Annotated in this window: 10 protein-coding genes and 5 pseudogenes; 6 read left to right on the forward strand and 9 right to left on the reverse strand. The window is 63.5% G+C overall.

Annotation, left to right across the window (positions count from 1 at the left end):
• Nucleotides 1–318: 318 nt before the first annotated feature.
• The 3 genes and pseudogenes from AC1DR1_RS21470 to AC1DR1_RS21480 all read left to right on the forward strand — a co-directional run.
• A pseudogene (locus AC1DR1_RS21470) lies at nt 319–540 on the forward strand (amidohydrolase family protein); the annotation flags it as partial.
• 143 nt (nt 541–683) lie between these two features.
• The gene (locus tag AC1DR1_RS21475; RefSeq protein ID WP_364743708.1) at nt 684–1427 is read left to right on the forward strand and encodes an SDR family oxidoreductase; all 744 of its coding nucleotides are present in this window, start codon (nt 684–686) and stop codon (nt 1425–1427) included.
• Between the two features lie 734 nt (nt 1428–2161).
• The gene (locus AC1DR1_RS21480) at nt 2162–4651 is read left to right on the forward strand and encodes an ATP-dependent Clp protease ATP-binding subunit (RefSeq protein WP_476993271.1); all 2490 of its coding nucleotides are present in this window, start codon (nt 2162–2164) and stop codon (nt 4649–4651) included.
• An 87-nt stretch (nt 4652–4738) separates the two neighbouring features.
• On the opposite strand, the pseudogene AC1DR1_RS21485 reads toward AC1DR1_RS21480, so the two are convergent.
• A pseudogene (locus AC1DR1_RS21485) lies at nt 4739–5131 on the reverse strand (1-aminocyclopropane-1-carboxylate deaminase); the annotation flags it as partial.
• 378 nt (nt 5132–5509) lie between these two features.
• Here AC1DR1_RS21485 and AC1DR1_RS21490 point away from each other — a divergent pair.
• Complete coding sequence (locus AC1DR1_RS21490) at nt 5510–5767, forward strand: hypothetical protein (protein ID WP_229992319.1); 258 nt, start codon at nt 5510–5512, stop codon at nt 5765–5767.
• A gap of 155 nt (nt 5768–5922) precedes the next feature.
• Nucleotides 5923–6486, forward strand: a complete 564-nt coding sequence (locus AC1DR1_RS21495; protein ID WP_229992320.1) for a YceI family protein — start codon at nt 5923–5925, stop codon at nt 6484–6486.
• A gap of 306 nt (nt 6487–6792) precedes the next feature.
• On the opposite strand, the gene AC1DR1_RS21500 is transcribed toward AC1DR1_RS21495, so the two are convergent.
• From AC1DR1_RS21500 to AC1DR1_RS21535, 8 genes and pseudogenes are all read right to left on the reverse strand, one after another.
• Complete coding sequence (locus AC1DR1_RS21500) at nt 6793–7233, reverse strand: CBS domain-containing protein (protein ID WP_229992321.1); 441 nt, start codon at nt 7231–7233, stop codon at nt 6793–6795.
• Between the two features lie 483 nt (nt 7234–7716).
• Nucleotides 7717–8405: pseudogene (locus AC1DR1_RS21505) on the reverse strand (SDR family NAD(P)-dependent oxidoreductase).
• A gap of 473 nt (nt 8406–8878) precedes the next feature.
• Nucleotides 8879–9978 (reverse strand): annotated as a pseudogene (locus AC1DR1_RS21510) (transposase); the annotation flags it as partial.
• A gap of 579 nt (nt 9979–10557) precedes the next feature.
• Nucleotides 10558–11811 (reverse strand): hypothetical protein, encoded by a 1254-nt coding sequence (locus AC1DR1_RS21515; protein WP_476993272.1) that lies wholly within the window; start codon nt 11809–11811, stop codon nt 10558–10560.
• A 3-nt stretch (nt 11812–11814) separates the two neighbouring features.
• Nucleotides 11815–13401, reverse strand: coding sequence for a COG1361 family protein (locus AC1DR1_RS21520; RefSeq protein ID WP_476993273.1), 1587 nt, complete (start codon nt 13399–13401; stop codon nt 11815–11817).
• 421 nt (nt 13402–13822) lie between these two features.
• Nucleotides 13823–14043, reverse strand: a pseudogene (locus AC1DR1_RS21525) (integrase core domain-containing protein); the annotation flags it as partial.
• Between the two features lie 259 nt (nt 14044–14302).
• Nucleotides 14303–15322: a CHAD domain-containing protein gene (locus tag AC1DR1_RS21530; RefSeq protein ID WP_229992324.1), complete on the reverse strand. Its 1020-nt coding sequence runs from the start codon at nt 15320–15322 to the stop codon at nt 14303–14305.
• Entirely contained in the window at nt 15322–17217 is a 1896-nt protein-coding gene (locus AC1DR1_RS21535) for an ABC transporter ATP-binding protein (RefSeq protein WP_476967605.1), read from the reverse strand. The genes AC1DR1_RS21530 and AC1DR1_RS21535 overlap by 1 nt, the downstream gene beginning before the upstream one ends.
• A gap of 207 nt (nt 17218–17424) precedes the next feature.
• On the opposite strand from AC1DR1_RS21535, the gene AC1DR1_RS21540 reads away from it, so the two are divergent.
• Nucleotides 17425–17736, forward strand: coding sequence for an MmcQ/YjbR family DNA-binding protein (locus tag AC1DR1_RS21540; protein WP_476993274.1), 312 nt, complete (start codon nt 17425–17427; stop codon nt 17734–17736).
• The last annotated feature ends 294 nt before the right edge of the window (nt 17737–18030 follow it).

Below are 18030 nucleotides of genomic sequence, written 5' to 3' on the forward strand. Positions count from 1 at the left end.
GCAGCGTAGAGCGCTGCCACCAGCTCCGCGGCGCCCGGCATGGCTTCCCCGCCGGCACCGCCGGCGCGCTTTGTCCGCATCAGGCAACCGTCGACATCCAGTACCCAGCCGTGGGAATTTTCAATGGCGTCGCTCATGCCGTGACCTCCTGTGCGGCGCTGCCGACTGTTGGACCAACTTCGTTGGACGTCCCGCGTTGAATGGAAAATTTTGTGGTGCCGTCGCTGATGGACACCGAGGTGGAGGGCCGGTCATTCACTGCAGCGAGCAACCTCTGCAGCGTTGAGGTGGCCGAATTCTTCTTCRCGGCGTACATGCTGGTCCCCGAAGTACTTCCCGCCGCAGCTGGTGCAGTACGCGAACTCACTCCTGCGGACCAAGGTCCTGTTCGGCTCCGACTACCCGATGATCCCGCCGGACCGCTGGATCGCCGACTTTGAGAAACTGGCCATCAAACCGGAGGTGCGCCCGCTGATCATGCGCGAGAATGCGATCCGGCTGCTCGGGCTGCAGAACGCCACAGCGACCGCCGCGGAATGATGAYGGGCCTGAGCGCACAGCACATGCTCATGGCTCGAGAGAAAAATGCGTAAATTTGGGAACACCGACGAGCGGGCAACAGCCCACCCGCCTCTGTCCCTCCGCCTGAACACATGGAGAAGACAATGTGACAACGCGTACTCATCACCGCCGGAGCCAGCGGGATCGGCCTGGCCACCGCCAAGGCCTTCGCAGCGGCCGGCGCCCGGGTTCACATCGCCGACATCAATGCCGACGCCGTGGCCGCAGCCAGCGCCGGTAACCCGGACATCACCGGATCCGTGACGGACGTCAGCAACCCCGACGCCGTCGCCGCCCTGTTCGAGGACGTCAAGAAGGAGCTTGGCGGTCTGGATGTGCTGGTCAACAACGCCGGCATCGCCGGCCCCACCGCCCCGGTGGAAGAATACGACGCCGGCGCTTTCGCCGCCGTCGTCGGCGTGAACCTGCAGGGGACCTTCAACGTCACGCAGCGGGCTATCCCGCTGCTTAAGGAATCCGACGCCGCGTCCATCGTGACCATGTCTTCCCTGGCCGGCCGGTTCGGCTACCCGAACCGTGTTGCTTACTCCACCACCAAGTGGGGCCTGGTCGGCTTCGCCAAGACGCTCGCCATGGAACTGGGCCCGTTTGGCATTACCTCGAACACCATCCACCCGGGCGCCGTGGACGGCCCGCGCATCATGAGCGTCTTCGAGGGCCGTGCGTCCGTGTCCGGCCGCACCGTTCAGGAGGAAATCGACTCCGCGATGGCCAACCAGTCCGTGAAGAAATTCATCAACCCGGACGACATCGCCGCCCTGATCCTGTTCCTCGCCGGCCCGCACGCCCGCACCATCTCCGGCCAGATGTTCCCCATCGACGCCGACTCCAAAGCCGCAGTCTAATGAGCACGAAGTATATTGCCGCACAGGCGCCAGCCACCGGCAGCCCCGCCGGGACAAACGCACCGGCCGGTAGCGTCGCTCCGCCGGCGGGCAGCCTCTGGCGCGGCCGCGTCGTGGGCATCGCTCATATTGTTCTTGCGGTCCGGTTCGGGCACGTGCTGATGGGCCCGGACCATGCGGGAAGGTGCTACTGGGCGCTGAAATTAGAAAGCGCCGACGCTCCTGTCCGGTCCATCCCGCAGGTCAGACAGGACCTTGTGCCCGGTTGCCCATTTCTTTGATAGTTCCGCCGGGGCATCGTTTCGGGTCTCAGTCCATGAGGTCGAAGTCCAGGTCGAGGTCCAGGGGCGAGTTCAGCCGTCTCCAGGTGGAGGATGTCCGGCGAAGACACCGGCGGACGCGGCAGTGGCTCCAAGCTGCACAATTGCGGACCGCCACGACGTCCCTGAGGTGCAGCGGTCCTGCACGGCGGAGGCTTTCCCGGTGTGTCGGCACCGGATCCAGATCCTGGGTTCCACCCAACGGTCGGTTTCAGTGGATACGCGGCGACTCACATTTGCGCGCCCAGCCGACAGGCAACGCCATGGGCACAACGGACAAGTCCTTGATCATCACCACTCACCCGGGGGACGTCAGCTGAATCCGGCTCTCTAATATCTGCCTCCGGCGAACGCCCCAAGCGTGCCTGAGGCGACGTAGCATCAAGGTATGGGGGCAGCCAGGAGTGTGGCGAAATGTTTGAGCGATTTACGGACCGTGCCCGTCGCGTAGTTGTGCTTGCCCAAGAAGAGGCACGCATGCTGAACCACGGTTATATTGGTACCGAACACATCCTCTTGGGTCTGATCCATGAGGGTGAGGGTGTTGCCGCCAAAGCCCTTGAATCCTTGGGCATTTCCCTCGACGGTGTCCGCGAGCAGGTCCAGGAGATCATCGGCCCGGGCCAGCAGTCCCCGTCCGGACACATCCCCTTTACCCCTCGTGCCAAGAAGGTCCTGGAGCTCTCGCTGCGTGAGGCCCTGCAGCTGGGCCACAACTACATCGGGACCGAGCACATCCTCCTCGGCCTCATCCGGGAGGGCGAGGGCGTTGCCGCCCAGGTGCTCGTCAAGCTCRGCGCCGACTCGAGCCGGGTCCGCCAGCAGGTCATCCAGCTGCTCTCGGGTTACCAGGGCAAGGAGGCCACAGGCCCCGGTCAGGATCACGTTGAAGCGGTTCCCTCCGGTTCCGTGGTTTTGGACCAGTTCGGCCGCAACCTGACCCAGGCGGCGCGCGAGAACAAACTGGACCCCGTGATCGGCCGCGAGCAGGAAATGGAACGCGTCATGCAGGTCCTGTCCCGCCGCACCAAGAACAACCCCGTGCTGATCGGCGAGCCGGGCGTCGGCAAGACCGCCGTCGTTGAGGGCCTGGCCCAGGCTATTGTCCGTGGGGATGTCCCGGAGACCCTCAAGGACAAGCAGCTGTACACTCTGGACCTGGGCTCCGTGGTGGCCGGCTCGCGGTACCGTGGTGACTTTGAGGAGCGGCTGAAGAAGGTCCTCAAGGAGATCCGCACCCGCGGGGACATTCTTTTGTTCATCGACGAGATCCAGACACTGGTGGGTGCCGGTGCCGCCGAGGGTGCCATCGATGCGGCCTCGATCCTGAAGCCGTTGCTGGCCCGCGGCGAGCTGCAGACCATCGGTGCGACCACGCTGGACGAGTACCGCAAGCACATCGAGAAGGATGCCGCGCTGGAGCGCCGTTTCCAGCCGATCCAGGTCAAGGAACCCTCCGTGGCCGACGCGATCGAGATCCTCAAGGGCCTCCGCGACCGGTACGAGGCACACCACCGGGTCACCATCACCGACGGCGCCCTGGTCGCCGCCGCGAACCTCTCCGAGCGCTACATCTCGGACCGGTTCCTGCCGGACAAGGCGATCGACCTGATCGACGAGGCCGGGGCACGGCTGCGCATCCGCCGCATGACCGCCCCGCCGGAGCTTAAGGCTATTGCCGAAAGGATCATTGCCGTCAGGAAGGCCAAAGACGTCGCGATCGACGCCTCCGACTACGAGGGTGCCGCGTCACTGCGCGATGAGGAGCAGAAACTGATTGCCGAGCGTAAAGAGAAGGAGCGCCAGTGGAAGACCGGCGGGCTGGACGACATTTCCGAGGTTGATGAGGACCTGATCGCCGAGGTGCTGGCGAACTCCACCGGCATCCCGGTCTTCAAGCTGACCGAAGAAGAGTCCTCGCGGCTGCTGAAGATGGAAGATGAGCTGCACCAGCGTGTGGTCGGCCAGGAGGAAGCGATTAAGTCGGTTTCGCGGGCGATCCGGCGCACCCGTGCAGGACTGAAGGACCCGAAGCGTCCGGGCGGTTCGTTCATCTTCGCTGGCCCCACCGGCGTGGGCAAGACCGAGCTCGCCAAGGCCCTCGCGGAGTTCCTGTTCGGCGAGGAAGACGCGCTGATCACGCTGGACATGTCCGAGTACTCGGAGAAGCACACGGTCTCGCGGCTCTTCGGTGCCCCTCCGGGCTACGTGGGCTACGACGAAGGCGGCCAGCTGACCGAGAAGGTCCGCCGTCGTCCGTTCTCCGTGGTGCTGTTCGATGAAGTGGAGAAGGCGCACGCCGATCTCTTCAACTCGCTGCTGCAGATCATGGAAGACGGCCGCCTGACCGACTCCCATGGCCGCGTGGTCGACTTCAAGAACACCGTGATCATCATGACCACCAACCTCGGCACCAGGGACATCTCCAAGAGTGTTGCCACCGGCTTCCAGTCCGGCACGGACACCCAGACCGGCTACACCCGGATGCGCGCCCGGGTCACCGAGGAGCTCAAGCAGCACTTCCGCCCCGAGTTCCTGAACCGTGTTGACGATGTTGTGGTCTTCCCGCAGCTGACCCAGGACGAGATCATCGAGATCGTGGACATGTTCGTCAGCCGGCTCAAGAAGCGCCTGAAGGACAAGGACATGGGCATCGAGCTCACGTCCGCGGCCAAGGTGCTCCTCGCGGCCCGCGGCTACGACCCCGCCATGGGTGCCCGGCCGCTGCGCCGCACCATCCAGCGCGAGATCGAGGACCAGCTCTCCGAGAAGATCCTCTTCGGCGAGCTGCACTCCGGCGACATCGTGGTGGTGGATGTCGAAGGCGAGGGCGACGACGCGAAGTTCACTTTCGCCGGCAACGCCAAGCCGCGCATCCCGGACGCACTGCCCGCCGCAGGCTGATCGGAATACCGCCGGGGTGGGCCGATATCCGGTGGCTCAACGGGCGGCGGGACCCGTCGCCGGGGACCCGCCGCCGTCGGACTGCCGTCAGCTGCCGGCCGGGGCACCGGCGCAGGGAGGCCATTGCCCTGGTCCGGACCGGAAGAGCCCGCTGTAGGCGTTGGGGGCGATCTGGCCGGACAGATGGGCATAGAGGACATTGCGACCGGCCGGAATCTCCCGGCTTGTCACGAGGTCGATCAGCCCGGCGAGGGACTTTCCGTCGTAGACCGGGTCGGTGATCATGGCCTCGAGCGAGGCGCCAAGGCGGATGACTTCCAGAGTGGAATCGACTCCGTACAGGTCTCCGGCCCAACCCTCCATGACGTTGATTTCGTCATCACGGAGCTCCCGGCCCAGGCCGATCAGCTCGGCGGTGTTCCGGGCGATGCGGTCAACCTGGTCTGGGCCTGTATAGAAAAGAGTCGTGGCGGCGCCGACGTGAGCGGCAATCGCGCCGCCTCAGCGAGATCGGAAGAGCCGCCGAATCATTCCAAGCGTGGCCGTCCCAGTTCCTAGGAAGCGGAACCCATGTTAGTCCCTCGAAATGTGGCGACTCACGCCGTGATTTTCGTTCCACAACTATCCTCCCTGCGACGTCCCACAGGAATCGTGCGGAATAGATACCGGTGCAGTTTTGCCCCAGCTCTAATAAGAGAAGGCGCTCAGGGTCACTTTGGCTCGGTTTTCGACGTTCACCATCGTCACAGGGTGGGGCCAGTTTCAACTGTTCTTCCGGGCCGGAATTACTTGGCGCAACCACCACGACCGGAATCAGTCAGGGCACCAGCGGACTGTCTCCAGGGTTACCTTAGATCCATGGGGCACCTGAGAGGTCCTTTATATCTGGACATCGCGGCGAAGGGCCTGTCTCTGGCGGGTGTTGCGCTGATGATCTTCGGTCGGGAGGGCTGGTTCACCGTCGGTGTTTTCGTCGTGGTTATCGGCGTGCTGATCGGGGCGTGGGCCATGGTKGCCGTCCGTGGGGTGCGGTCACCTGGAGGGCCCTCCCGCCCGGCACCTTTCGGCGCATGGAACCGAAGGGACGCCGGTGCGGAAAAGGACGACGATTCCTGAACGGCGAGGATTCGCCCGACCCGGAGCTCAGCCTGATGAGTTTCCGGAGACCTCGCGTCGCGGAAGTTAATGTCCCAGGGTGCCGGTCTGATACTGTTGCTACACCTTTCCGTAGCACAGTCCCTGTGCCGGCACGCCTGCACAGGAGGCATTCCATGGCTGAAATCTTGACGGACTTTTCGGGTGAGTGGCGCTTTGACCCCACCCACACCCGCATCGGTTTCTCTACGCGCCACGCAATGGTGACCAAAGTGCGCGGGGCGTTCAACGACGTTGAGGGCGCCATCCACGTCAATGCCGAAAACCCTGAGCAGTCGTCGGCACGGATGACCATCAAGGTGGCCAGCATCGACACTCGCAATGCGGACCGCGACCAGCACCTGCGTACTAACGAATTCTTTGACGCACCGCAGTTTCCGGAGATCACGTTCTCCAGCAACCGGGTGGACCAGGTCGACGACGGCCACTTCATCGTTGGCGGTGACGTCACCATCCGCGGGGTCACCAAGGACATCGCCATCCCGCTGGACTTCATCGGCGTCGAACGTGACCCCATGGGTAACCTCCGGGCGGGCTTTGAAGGCTCACGCCGGATTGACCGGCAGGACTTCGGTCTCACATGGAATGCGGCTCTTGACTCCGGCGGGGTCCTTATCTCGGACAAGATCACCCTTGAATTCGAAATCTCCGCCGTGAAAGTCGAAGACCCGGCGGCCTGACACCCACCGCGCCGGTATCGCCGGACGCCAGTTCCAAGCAGCCGGCTGCACCGTGCTCGGTGTCCGGCCCGATGCGCGGATGGTCTCTATTTCTCTGGTGTGTCATCAGGCAGCGGCATCGAGGGCGATGAGCGGCCGGGCGTGAGTCGCCGGAAGCGAAGCGCCGGGCGCCGTCGGTGAAGGCCTCCGCGGGGCTGGGCGCGGCGGGGAGCGATGGTGAGGCTGCCTCGGACAAGGCCATGCGGGCACAAAATCGCGCCACGGAGTGTACTCCGTGGCGCTTGTTTGCTAATGAATTGCTTGACTTTATGAACTGCTCGACTGCATATGTTTGCGTTCCGAAATGTGCTCCACCAGTTCGCCCACACGCTCCTCCGAGTAGTTGCGCGCGATGTCACCCTGGCTGATGATGCCGACCAACTTGTGGTCAGCAATGACCGGGAGCCGCCGGACCTGGTACTTCTCCATCATTTCGATGGCGGCGTCAACGTTCGCATCGGCGTCAATCCAGTGGGGCGCACCGGTGGCGAGGTCGCGGGCCATCATCTCGCGTGGATCACGGCCCACGGCAACGCACTTGAGCACGATGTCCCGGTCAGTGATCATGCCCTTCAACTTGCCGTCATCACCGCAGATCGGCAACGATCCGCAGTCCAGATCCAGCATCATCCGTGCGGCATCTACGAGGGACTGGTTCTCCTTAATACACTGTGCATCCGTACTCATGAATTCACGTACGGCACTCATTGGTCCTCCTTCATCGATTGAGGTATCGACGCAGAGTCACCGGGCACATGCGCCGATGCTGCTAGCCTACGCCCGGGCCAGCGCCGATGTCGACGGCGGTTCCTCCCCTATTTGGGAGCTTCCGTTAACCATCAGGGAGTCGGGCAGTTCTTCGGTTTTTTCGGGCGCCGGGGCAGGGTCAGATGGGCTGCGCGGCGGGCCATTGCCGCATTGAACCGTTCGGGTCAGCGGCGGGTGCAATACAGGAGCGAAAGCGATAGCTCAGGTCCGTGTTTCCAGGATAGTGCGGTCGTGACGGGGCTGGATACCCCGGCTGCATGTTTCGAATGATCGGCCGGAACAGAAGGCGTGACGGCTGTGTCTGCGTGGTCTGCTGGATGAACAGACCGTTGTCTGGCCGGGTGCCCGAGGCTCGTGACATGGCTGTCTGCGGAGAGGCTCACCTTCGTTCTTGCATCACAGCCGACTGGGCGCCTGAAATCCTTACAYGCGGATCACGGCCAGCGAACCTGGATCGATGGCAATCATTCCGCCGTCCACCGGTATCACGGCTGCGTTGGCATACGAGGCTTGGTCAGAGAGCAGCCACGCCACCACGTTTCCGGTTTCGAGCGCCTCTGCTGGCCGTCGGGTAGGCACGAATGATGTGGCCACGGAGTAAGCGTGTTGACGTTTCAGCTCGAGTTCTGCGCCGAATTCATCCATTTCCTGGTCTGCCATTTCGGTGCGGGTCCACCCCGGGCAGACGGCGTTCGCTCGGACCCCAAGTGGGCCGTAGTCCACGGCAATCGACTGCATCGGCATTGTTAGCGCCGCCTTTGAGGCGTTATACCCGGGGATACCTGCGGTTGCCCTGAGCGCCGCGGCTGAGGCGACTCCCACAATGGCGCCGCCAGCCGCTATGAGGTGCGGCACGATTGCCTTGGCCAGAAGGAAGGGACCCGTCAGTTGGTACGGATCGTTGCGTCCGAGTCTTCGTTCGCCGACTCACCGACTGCCCCGGGGCTGACAATGCCCGCATTCAGCACGAGACCGTTGATCGATCCGAATCGCTCAACGGTAGTTGCAACAAGTTCGCGTACACCGTTCTCCGATGCAGCGTCGGCAACGAATGGGACGGCGCCGGCGGATCGGGCGACCCTCTCAAGGGTTTCGAGTCGACGGCCACAAATGGCAACGTCCCACCCTTGGCACCGGGATGAGGCAAAACAATCATGTTAGCGCCAGCAACGGAATTGGAATTCATGGCGACTTTAATTGAGGGCTGGAGAAATCATGGCTGAAGTCCGCGTACACACGCATCTATCCGCCGGGCGTTGGCACGATCTGGAGGTATTTACGATCAAGGCTCCAAACACGGTTGCGGAATTTGAGGTTCCGGCCGGCGTTCAGATCAAGCTCCGGTATGGGGCGGGGCCGCTAGGATACGACCGGCAGCAGCAGACGACTGACGGGAGGAACGTAAAACGCTTAGTCGTTGGCGGACTAATGGTCCGTGCTCGGATGCAAGCCAGGACTCCACAAGCCATCCAGCTCTCGTACAAGAGGATCACCAAATAGTGCTAACTGCAGCATACGGGCCGCTTATCCARGACCACGAAAAGCTGCTCGGGACTGCCCCGGCTTTTGTTGGCTCGGGGTCTTAGGCCGCTCTGAGCGCGGTCCGGTTGATTGTTTCATATTCGATTGGTGTGAGTTTTCCCAGCCGTCTTTGCCGTCGCCGGCGGTGGTAGGTCCGTTCGATCCAGGTCGTGATGGCTAAAAGGAGTTCCTGCCTGGTGGTCCACCGCTGCCTATCCAGGACGTTCTTCTGCAGCAGGGAGAAGAACGATTCCATCGCGGCGTTGTCCGCGCACGCGCCGACCCTGCCCATCGAGCCTGTGAGCCCGTGGTGTCGGAGCGATTCAACGAAGCGGCGAGACCTGAACTGGAAGCCGCGGTCCGAGTGCACCACGGTCCCCGCCGGGCGGCGTGTCCGCACCGCGTTCTCCAGCGCGGCGACGGCCAGCGAAGACTTCATCCGCGAGTCCATCGAGTAGCCAACGATCCTTCCGGAATAGACGTCCTTCACCGCGCAGAGGTAGAGCTTGCCCTCGGCGGTGGAGTGTTCGGTGATGTCGGTCAGCCACAGCTCGTTCGGCGCAGYGGCGGTGAAGTCCCGCTCCACCAGGTCGTCGTGGACCGGTGGGCCCGGTTTCCGGTTCAGTCCGCGCTTCTTGGAAAATACAGACCAAATGCCGTGGTCCCTGCACAAGCGCTGAACCCTGTTCTCACCGGCCATGATGCCCTTCTCGGGGAGTTCGTCGGCGATGAACCGGTACCCGAACGCAGAATCGTCGGCATGGATGTCCAGGGCGGCGTTCACCAGGTGTGCGTCGACCCAGTCGCGTTCCGTGACCGGGCTGGCTCTCCACCGGTAATAGCCTTGCTTGCTGAATCCCGACACCCTGCAGTCCACCGCCACGGGAACACCGTCGGCGGCAAGATCCGTGACCAGCGGCTAGATCATTTTGGGTTGACGTCCCGTGCCAGATACGCAGCAGCGCGGAGCTTTTCCATCCGCCGGGTGGAGACCCCGAGCAGGTAGCAGGTCGCGACCACGGTGGTCAGGGCGACCTCGGCCCGGCGGCGGCGTTCCAGCAGCCAGTCCGGGAAGCACTATCCCTGCCGGAGCTAGGGGATGGCGACGTCCAGGGTGCCGGTGCGGGTGTCGAAGCCCCGGTGCCGGTACCCGTTGCGGGAGTTGCTGCGGGCCTCGCAACGTCAAGAACTCGGTGGTGAAGAAACTCTTGCCATTCACATGATCCCCTCATGCCGGCAGGAACCCCGGCAGACGGCTTACCCACCGCATGCCTCGCAGCTTCACCGGACACCGCCGGTCCTCCTCGATGTCCCATTCGGAGTCGCTGAAGCGGCGGACGTTCCCGGCGGGAATCCATGTCCAGTGCGCGAGGTGCTCGTCGTCCGGCCATGACACGAGGATGTGCGAAAGGTTCCACCGCTCGCCGAGGCGTAGACGCCCACTGTGCAGGTCGTGCCCGGGAAGAGCAGCATCCGACGAGACATTCAGGGCCTCCGGGCGGTGGCTTCAAATGGCATGATCGTCAGATCTGGGCGTCGAGCCGAAGCCCTCGGGAGCTGCCCGCGCGGGATTCGGTGGCGGTCTGTCCGCTCCTACTCGTCCCCACATGCCGATCGGCTCTCAAACTGCGGGAGTTGGCCAACCGGTGGCTGACGCTGCCCGGCTACTTGGGCGCGAACGTCGGTAGAAGGTGATCACGCACTGGCTACCCTAATCGACCAAGTTGACCGATGGATCGAGGCTTAGCTAGGCTCACCGGTGGTTTGAGGTCCGGTCGGGGCGTTCCGGAGATGGATCGGCCCGTGACCGGCTAGGTCTTTGCGTATCAAGTTGATGCCGTTGACGAGGTGCGAATCATCGATGGCTGCCGGTGCGAAATACGTCGAGTAAACAGACTCTCCACCGTACGCCCAGCCGAGGACAGCGCCTGCCCGCGTATACAGCTGCTGTGCGTGGGCAGGCTCTTTAGCAGGTTGTGGGCCGGCTAGTTCGGCCAGGTTGAGCAACTGTGCGATGTGGAGCGCGGACAACACTGTGTTGTGGTGATAGCAGGTTAGTCCATCACTTTCTTTGGGCGTAGTGCTGCGTTTCGGCGACCATGACGCCTGCGTGTTCTGTCCTGCAAGGCGGATCGTCTCGGCAAACTTGCCGTGCTTATTAGCGATGATGAGAGTATTTCCAGGAGGCTGCCCCGGATAGCACATCTGCCTCAACAGAGCCGTCGCTTCCTCAGTTGAAGTTGTTCCCGTGGCTCCTGAAATGGTTGTCACTGTAGTCAGCTCGAGGCCGCGCACAGGGCTACTACTCGGACTGCCGAGAACGTCTYTCTCTAGTTGCTGCACCTCGTGAAGGAGAATCATATCGATCGTTCGGATTTTGTCGTCGGATGCTTTGAACACCGCGAGTTGAGTTAATTGCTGTTGGAGGGATGCCGCGGCTTCGAGCGTCAAATCCCCTTCAAACGTCGCGGTGACCGCGATGCCGACTCCGGATGGGTAGAGGTAGCGCTCACAGGTCACGATGACATTCAGGCGATTTGTTGTCGGCACGAACCCCCTAGACCGCAACAGTGGTACCTGCTTGATCCACCCCGAGTACGCCTGGGCCGTCGAATACCCAGAGCCGAGCAGAGCCGCCCAGTACTTGTGCCCCGTCTCGTAGGAGCCCCACGGCTTCAGCCATTCTGCTCCCGTCGTGGGTGCCGCCATGAAGGCGGTCGTGTAGGAGGTCAGACTGCTAAGTGACGGCTTACCGAGTCCATCAATGACAACCTCCCGAAGCGCAGATGTCAGCAGCCAGCTGATATGAAAACGAGTGATACTAGCCATGACATCTGCCCCTATTGCTATCCTTGCGGCCACTTGATATAAACGAATTGACTGAATAACTATCTTTGAGTAGATAGAATTTACTTTTAAGTAAATTGGGCCGCCCGATGGCGGGCCGTGGCCGGGTGCTCGCACCCGGCCCTTCATTTTTACCTTCGACTCGATCACCCATTACGACTCCGTGCTGACAATCCTGCGGTGACCGAAGTCCGTCAGGTCAGTCAGTTTGACCTTAGTAACAGTCGCGACATCCTTGGTTGGCTGGTATTCGGGGGAGCTGAAGTCCGGGCCCGTCACGAGTTCGTAGAGCTCTCGATTCTTTCCTTCCGTGAGGAGAGCATCGAACCTTGCTGCATTCTCGCCTTCTTTTGAAGGCTTTGACACGATCCGGGGGCATACTAAGGCTGTAGTCGGGCCGAAGCGGAGCACAAACACCCTGTCTGTGTTCTGGTTCGTGTAGTTCGCGTTAGCTACCTGATCCAGCTTGTCCTTGGTCTTAGCCTTGCCCTTGAAGCGCGTGATTTTGCGGAGGACTGTTCGGGCACTGTCATTCGGCTGAAAACGATTTCGGCGGATTACCCATCGGACTGCTATCGCGACCGCCCAGACTGCTGCCCCGGTTGCGATGCCTAGTACACAGATCCGGACGATATCGACGAATCCGTAGACAGCGCTGTAGTTCCGGCCGAAAATCTCCGTATAAAGAAAAGGAAACGGCATCGCGAAAAGAACACCGAGGATCGCCAAGGCCACCGTGCCGGTTATCGTCTGCGGCGGCGTGATCTCGATAGGCAACTCGCGGGGATACACACGCCACCACAGGAACCAGACGACGAGCACGAACAGCAGGCCAGGAACGACGAAGAGCGCGGGCGCGATCGCCGCGCCGAAGGCGCCGGTCAACGCGTCCTCCCCAAACACGCTCAGGGAAATCTTGTGACTGTCCGTGGCGAATCCGGCGTTCTGGCCGACCGAGTCCTCGTAGTTTATTGATAGAACGACTAGGGCACTTCCAGGCTGAACGCCGTTCGGCGCGCTTACGTGTAGGTGCACGGTGGCGCCGTCTCCGGGGGCGAGGGTGTCCGGCAGATCCAGCGTAAGGGAACCTGTGGGGGCGTCAGCAGGGCGCGAGGCCTTAGTCAATTCGACTTTGAGAAAGGTCGGGAAAGTGAGCGTTGCCCCTGTGATGCGCTGCGTCAGAGCGCTAGTGTTCTGGACGCCGAAATAGAGGTCTGCGGCTTGGGTATCGACCATCGCCGTGTCGCCAGATTGGGAGATCGTGAGCGCATTCGACGCCAGCGCCGGAATCGTCCCGGGCAAGACCTTCAGCGTAGCCAGGATTGACCCCGCCGAGTCCACTCCGGTGTAACCGATCGTCGTGACCACTGTGACGGACGACAACAGCCGGGCGGGGAGAGTGACGATTGCTGGCACAGTCAGCGAGCCGCCCGCCGGAATCGACACGGGTGTCTCGTCAAGGGTTATGACGAGTGGACTAACTGCGCCGCTTTCCTGCCTGATCTTCGGGTTGACCACCACAGGGGCGCTCGTGGGGTTCTGGATGCGGAGCCCTGTCGCACGCGTCTCGCCAGGAAGCATCGCAAGTTCGTCAGGCGTGTACGCCGCCGCAACGGCCATCGACTCCGCTGCCGCCGATGTGGCCACGGGCCCGAAGCCGGAGAGGAGAATGGACGCAGCGAGGGCGCTGATGCCAATCACTCGGGCGATCCGGAGCCAAAATGCCCGATCAGCGCTCATTTACTTCGCTTCCTCCCCATCCGGCCTACCGGGCGTGATTCTAAAAAGTGCGACCTGTCGTTGCGGCAGCGGGAGCAACTTGGGTAGTCCGAGCGAAGCGAACCGCTGCGTGTTGGTCTCCTACCTGTGACCCTCGATGAGATGCGAGATGTCGGAGCGCTGCACACTCCACACCCTCGCCGCGACCCGTTGGACGCATGATCCCAACAAGCCCGACTTGCGCAAGGCTAAACTTCAGTAGTGCCATTGAGGCAGTGTGACATTGAGCCGAACACACGTCTAGGTCTCATTGTTTCGTTCTCAGCCCGGTCAGCGTGAATGGTCGGACCCCAATTAGCAGTCCAGCGTCTACGCGATAGCTAATTTGGCCTGTTTCGGTCCATGTTTCCTAGAAGCGTTTCGGCCTCATGCCGTCCAGCTACTCGTGGGGCCATTCATGACTGTAGATAGATTTCCATTCCTCGGCCAAATAGTTGGCTCCGGCCATGGTGTGGATGATTTCACCAGAAAGTTGTTCCCTTCTGGACTGGGCGTTGAAGGATTCGATGAAGGCGTTCTGTCGGGTGATCTCGGGTCGATGAAGGCGGTGTCGACTCCAGCGGTGTCGCACCARTCGATCAGCGCGGCGGCGGTGAATTTCGGCTAGAAGGCCCACAACGGGGTGAGCTGGGCCCCGACGGGGTGAAGGATCACCCGAAGTCCTTCGCGAAGCGGTCCCGTCTCGTTCGGCGACGACTTCTGAGCCACGGACAGTGCGCCCCGGTTCCGGCCGCGTCGCGGGGTCAGGCCCGCGACGCGGCCGGAGCTGTCTGGCCTTGGTGGTCGGTTGAGACCGAGCCGACGCTCGGCTGCGGCGGCCCCTCGACCGCCGGTAACGCTCGAGTTGGCAGCTGTGGTGCGTTCAGATCCCGCTCCCGGTCCGCGCGGCTGACGTCCCCGGGTCGTACTGGAGGGAGGCGGCGTTGGGCAGCCAGGCCGCCTCGTCGTAGAGGCTGCTTAACCGGCGCGGAAGCTTCTCCAGGACACGGTCGGTGCGGACCTGCTCCAGGGCGTCCACCAGGTAGTACGTGCCGGTCGGATGACCTTTGGCCGACGCGGCGGAACCGAGCCCTTGCACCACTGGGCGGGTCACGACCGCGTCCTGGTAGTCGCCGAGCAGGTCCTGGAGCTTCTTGGCCTGCCGGCCCAGCCGCCGGGCGGGTTTGCCGACGACGGGGGTGGCGACGTGGATCACGTAGCGGAGTTGCTTGTCGGCCTTGCGGGCGTCGTGCAGCGCCTCATCCCGCTCTGTCCCCGCCGGCAGCGCCTGGGCGGCCACGAGGTGACGGTCGAGCGTGCGCAGCGCCTTGGCGATGCTCTTTGGCAGCTCCTCCGCCGCGGGCCGCGCCGCGCGCTCGGTGAAGGGCGGGTCGGCCGGCGGCCAGTCCAGCACCTGACGGAGCGCGGCGTAGCGATCGCTGTCGAGCGTGGCATGGGTGGTCTGGCTGCTACTGACGGCGAGCTGGTCCAGCTGGGTCCGGGCGTGGTCGAACACCGGGCCAACGATCAACTCCGACGGCAGGGCGTCGTGCTGTCGTTTCAGCTCGATGAGTGTCCTCTGGGTGTCGTTCTCCTCGCCGAGCTGGCGGCCCAGCCACGCCAGCTCGGCGCACACCGGTCGAGTGACCTGCCGATCGAGGATGCGGGAGAAGCCGCGAAGTGTGGAACGCAGCTGGCGGATCACGACGCGCATCTTGGTGACCCCCTTCGGGTCGCCGTCGCGCACCTTGCGCTCGGCCTCCCGAAGTGCCCTGGTCTGGGCGAGGAGGGCATGCAGCACCACCTCGCCGGCCGTGGGCGGGGACGCAGTCGCCGTCTGGTTCTTCGATGGCTTGGTGCGGTGGGTGGACGGCTCTCGGGTGTTCGTCGCGGTGATGGTCATTAGAGGGCTCCGATGGTTGTGAGGTGGGTGCGGTCGGCGGAAGGGTCTGCCGGAGCGGTCTCGGGCAGCTCGGTGTCCAGAACGCCACCCCGGCGCAGGTACACGGTGCGGGTGGCCAGCGCAGTGACCGCGGGCCGATGCGTCGTCGCGATGATCGTGCGACCTTTGACGAGCCGGCCCAGCGCCTGGACAACGAGTTCCTCGGCGTGAACGTCCAGGCCGGTGGTGGGTTCGTCGAGGAGCACTACGGGGGCGTCGACGAGCAGTGCGCGGGCGATGCCGACGCGCTGGCGCTGCCCGCCGGACAGCCCGGTCCCGCCGGTACCGACGGTGGTGTCGAGCCCGTCGGGGAGGTCATCGGCGAACTCGCTGACCAGGGCCGCCTCTGCGGCGGCAGCCACCTCGGCGTCCGTGGCGTCGGGGCGGCCGTAACGGATGTTGTCGATCAGTGTGCCGGAGAACAGGAAGGTGTCCTGCAGGACCATGGCCACCTGCTGGTGCAGCCAGCGCTCCGGGAGGTCGGGGACCGAGTGCCCGTCGAGCAGGACCTGGCCGGAGGTGGGACGGTAGAGGCCGCCGATCACGGACAGGAGGGTCGACTTGCCGGCGCCGTTGTCACCGAGCAGGGCGATCCGCTCGCCCGGGGTGACGGTCAGGTCGACGTCAGTGAAGACCGGGCCGCGGCCGGTGCCGTAGTCCAGCACGACCTTGCGCAGCTCGATGCGGCCGTCGACGCGGGCCGGCAGCGGCTCCTCGGTGCCCTGATGGTCGGTGGGCTGGTCGAGGATGTCGGCGATCCGTTGGGCGGAGGCGGCGCCCTGGGTGAAGCTAGGTGCCAGCTTGGCCAGGGACTTCATCGGCGAGAGCATGGTCTTGAGGTAGCTGGTGACGACCACCAGCACCCCGACCTGCCACCAGCCCTTCAGCGCTCCGTAACCGCCGACGAACAACACCAGCGCGGTGCCCACGGAGGCGACCAACTGCAGGGTGGGGGAGAACTTGGCGCTGACCTTGACCGAGCGCAGCGAGAGGCCGAGCACGTTGTCGTTCTGCGTGGCGAACCGCTGGTCCTGCACCCGCTGGCTGCCGAACGCGTGCACGGTGCGGATGCCCATCAGGGACTCGGTGACGAGCCCGGTCAGGTCGCCGGTGGCGGCGCGCTTGCGACGGGCGTACTGCCGGGTCAGGCCGGCGAAGTGGTTGGCGGTCAGGAATACCAGCGGGGCGACGACGAGCCCGATCAGCCCGAGGCGCCAGTCCACCGCGACCATCACGGCGGCGGTACCGGCCAGGGTGAGCACGGACGGGACGAGGTCGGTGCCCACATCCCTCAGGGTCGATTCCACCGTTGACGTGTCGGAGACGACCCGGCTGGTCAGCTCGCCGACGTTCTGCCGGTCGTGGAAGGCCATCGGCAGCCGCTGGGTGTAGGCGAACACATCCGCGCGGATGCGCGAGGTGATCCGCTGGCCGGACCCGTTCATGTACATGTCGCCCAGGTAGGAGAACATCCCCGCGGCAGCGGTGATCGCCACCACGGCGCTCGCCGCGACCAGCAGCATCGCCATCGACGAACCGCCGAACCACCCGGCGACGGCGTGCAGGATCCCGCTCTTGCCCTGGCCGTTACCTTGGCCCTTGTCCTGGAGCAGGTCGTTGATGACCAGCGCCAGCGGCCAGGGGGCGGCAAGATTGGCGGCCATTTGCCCGCCGTTCATCAGCACGCCCAGGGCCAGCGACTTTCGCTCGGGCCGGCCGTATTCCTTGAACCGCCACAGCTCGCGCAGAGTGCTGAGATCCCAGCGCGAACGCCCACCGGCGCCGTGTCTTTGCGGTTTGACTGCGTCGATGTCTTCCGGGCTGGATGGCAGGTCGTCCGTGGAGTGGACGGTCATGGGTTGCTCCTCTGTACAGGGCGGTATTGGCAACGGCGCCGACGATGCGGGATGCACCGCAGAAACATACGTTGTATGGAAGCTTAACCATACAACGTATGGAAGGTAGGCCGCAATACTGACCGCCTGTGGTCGAAGCAATTTTTGGAAGTCTCCCTAGGGAGGGCAGGCGTTGCCTGGTCAGGGGCTCCGGTGCCACAGTGAACCATGGCCACAGAGGAAGATGTCCGCCAGATCTGCCGTGGACTGCCGGGGGTTAGCGAGCGGCCCAGCTGGGGCCAGCCGGCATGGTTCGGAAAAACCCTGATGGCACGTATCTGGGAAGACGGCGTCCTCACCGTGAAAACCGAGGAACGGGAAGCACTCGCAGGGACCGGCCCCGACACCTACTTCTGGACGCCCCACCACGAGCAGTCCCCGAAACTGGTGCTGGTCCGCTTGGATAGGATCGACGTCGAGGAACTGGACGAGCTGCTGCAGGAGTCGTATCGCTTGGCTGGCGGGGGAGCCGCCAGGTAAGCGCTGGGCCGTCGGTGCCGGGCATTTCCAGGTCAAGTCCCGCCTTCAAGGCGGCAATGCGGTTGCTGACGGCGCCCCAGCCCGAGATGGCGGCTTCGCGCAAGCCCCATTCTGTTCGCAGGACGTCTGTGAGGAGCCACCGGTTTAAGGCGAGAGGCACACGTCCTGCGGCAAAGCACGTGCTCCCCGAGGGGGCCCATGCACCACAAAAGGCAGGGTTTTCTTCTTCGCTGCGTCGAAGGAGAAAACCCTGCCGGTTGTGGTTTGTGGTTAGTTAGATGGTTCGTACGGCGA

The sequence above is a fragment of the Arthrobacter sp. P4_F10 genome, from assembly GCF_056401435.1.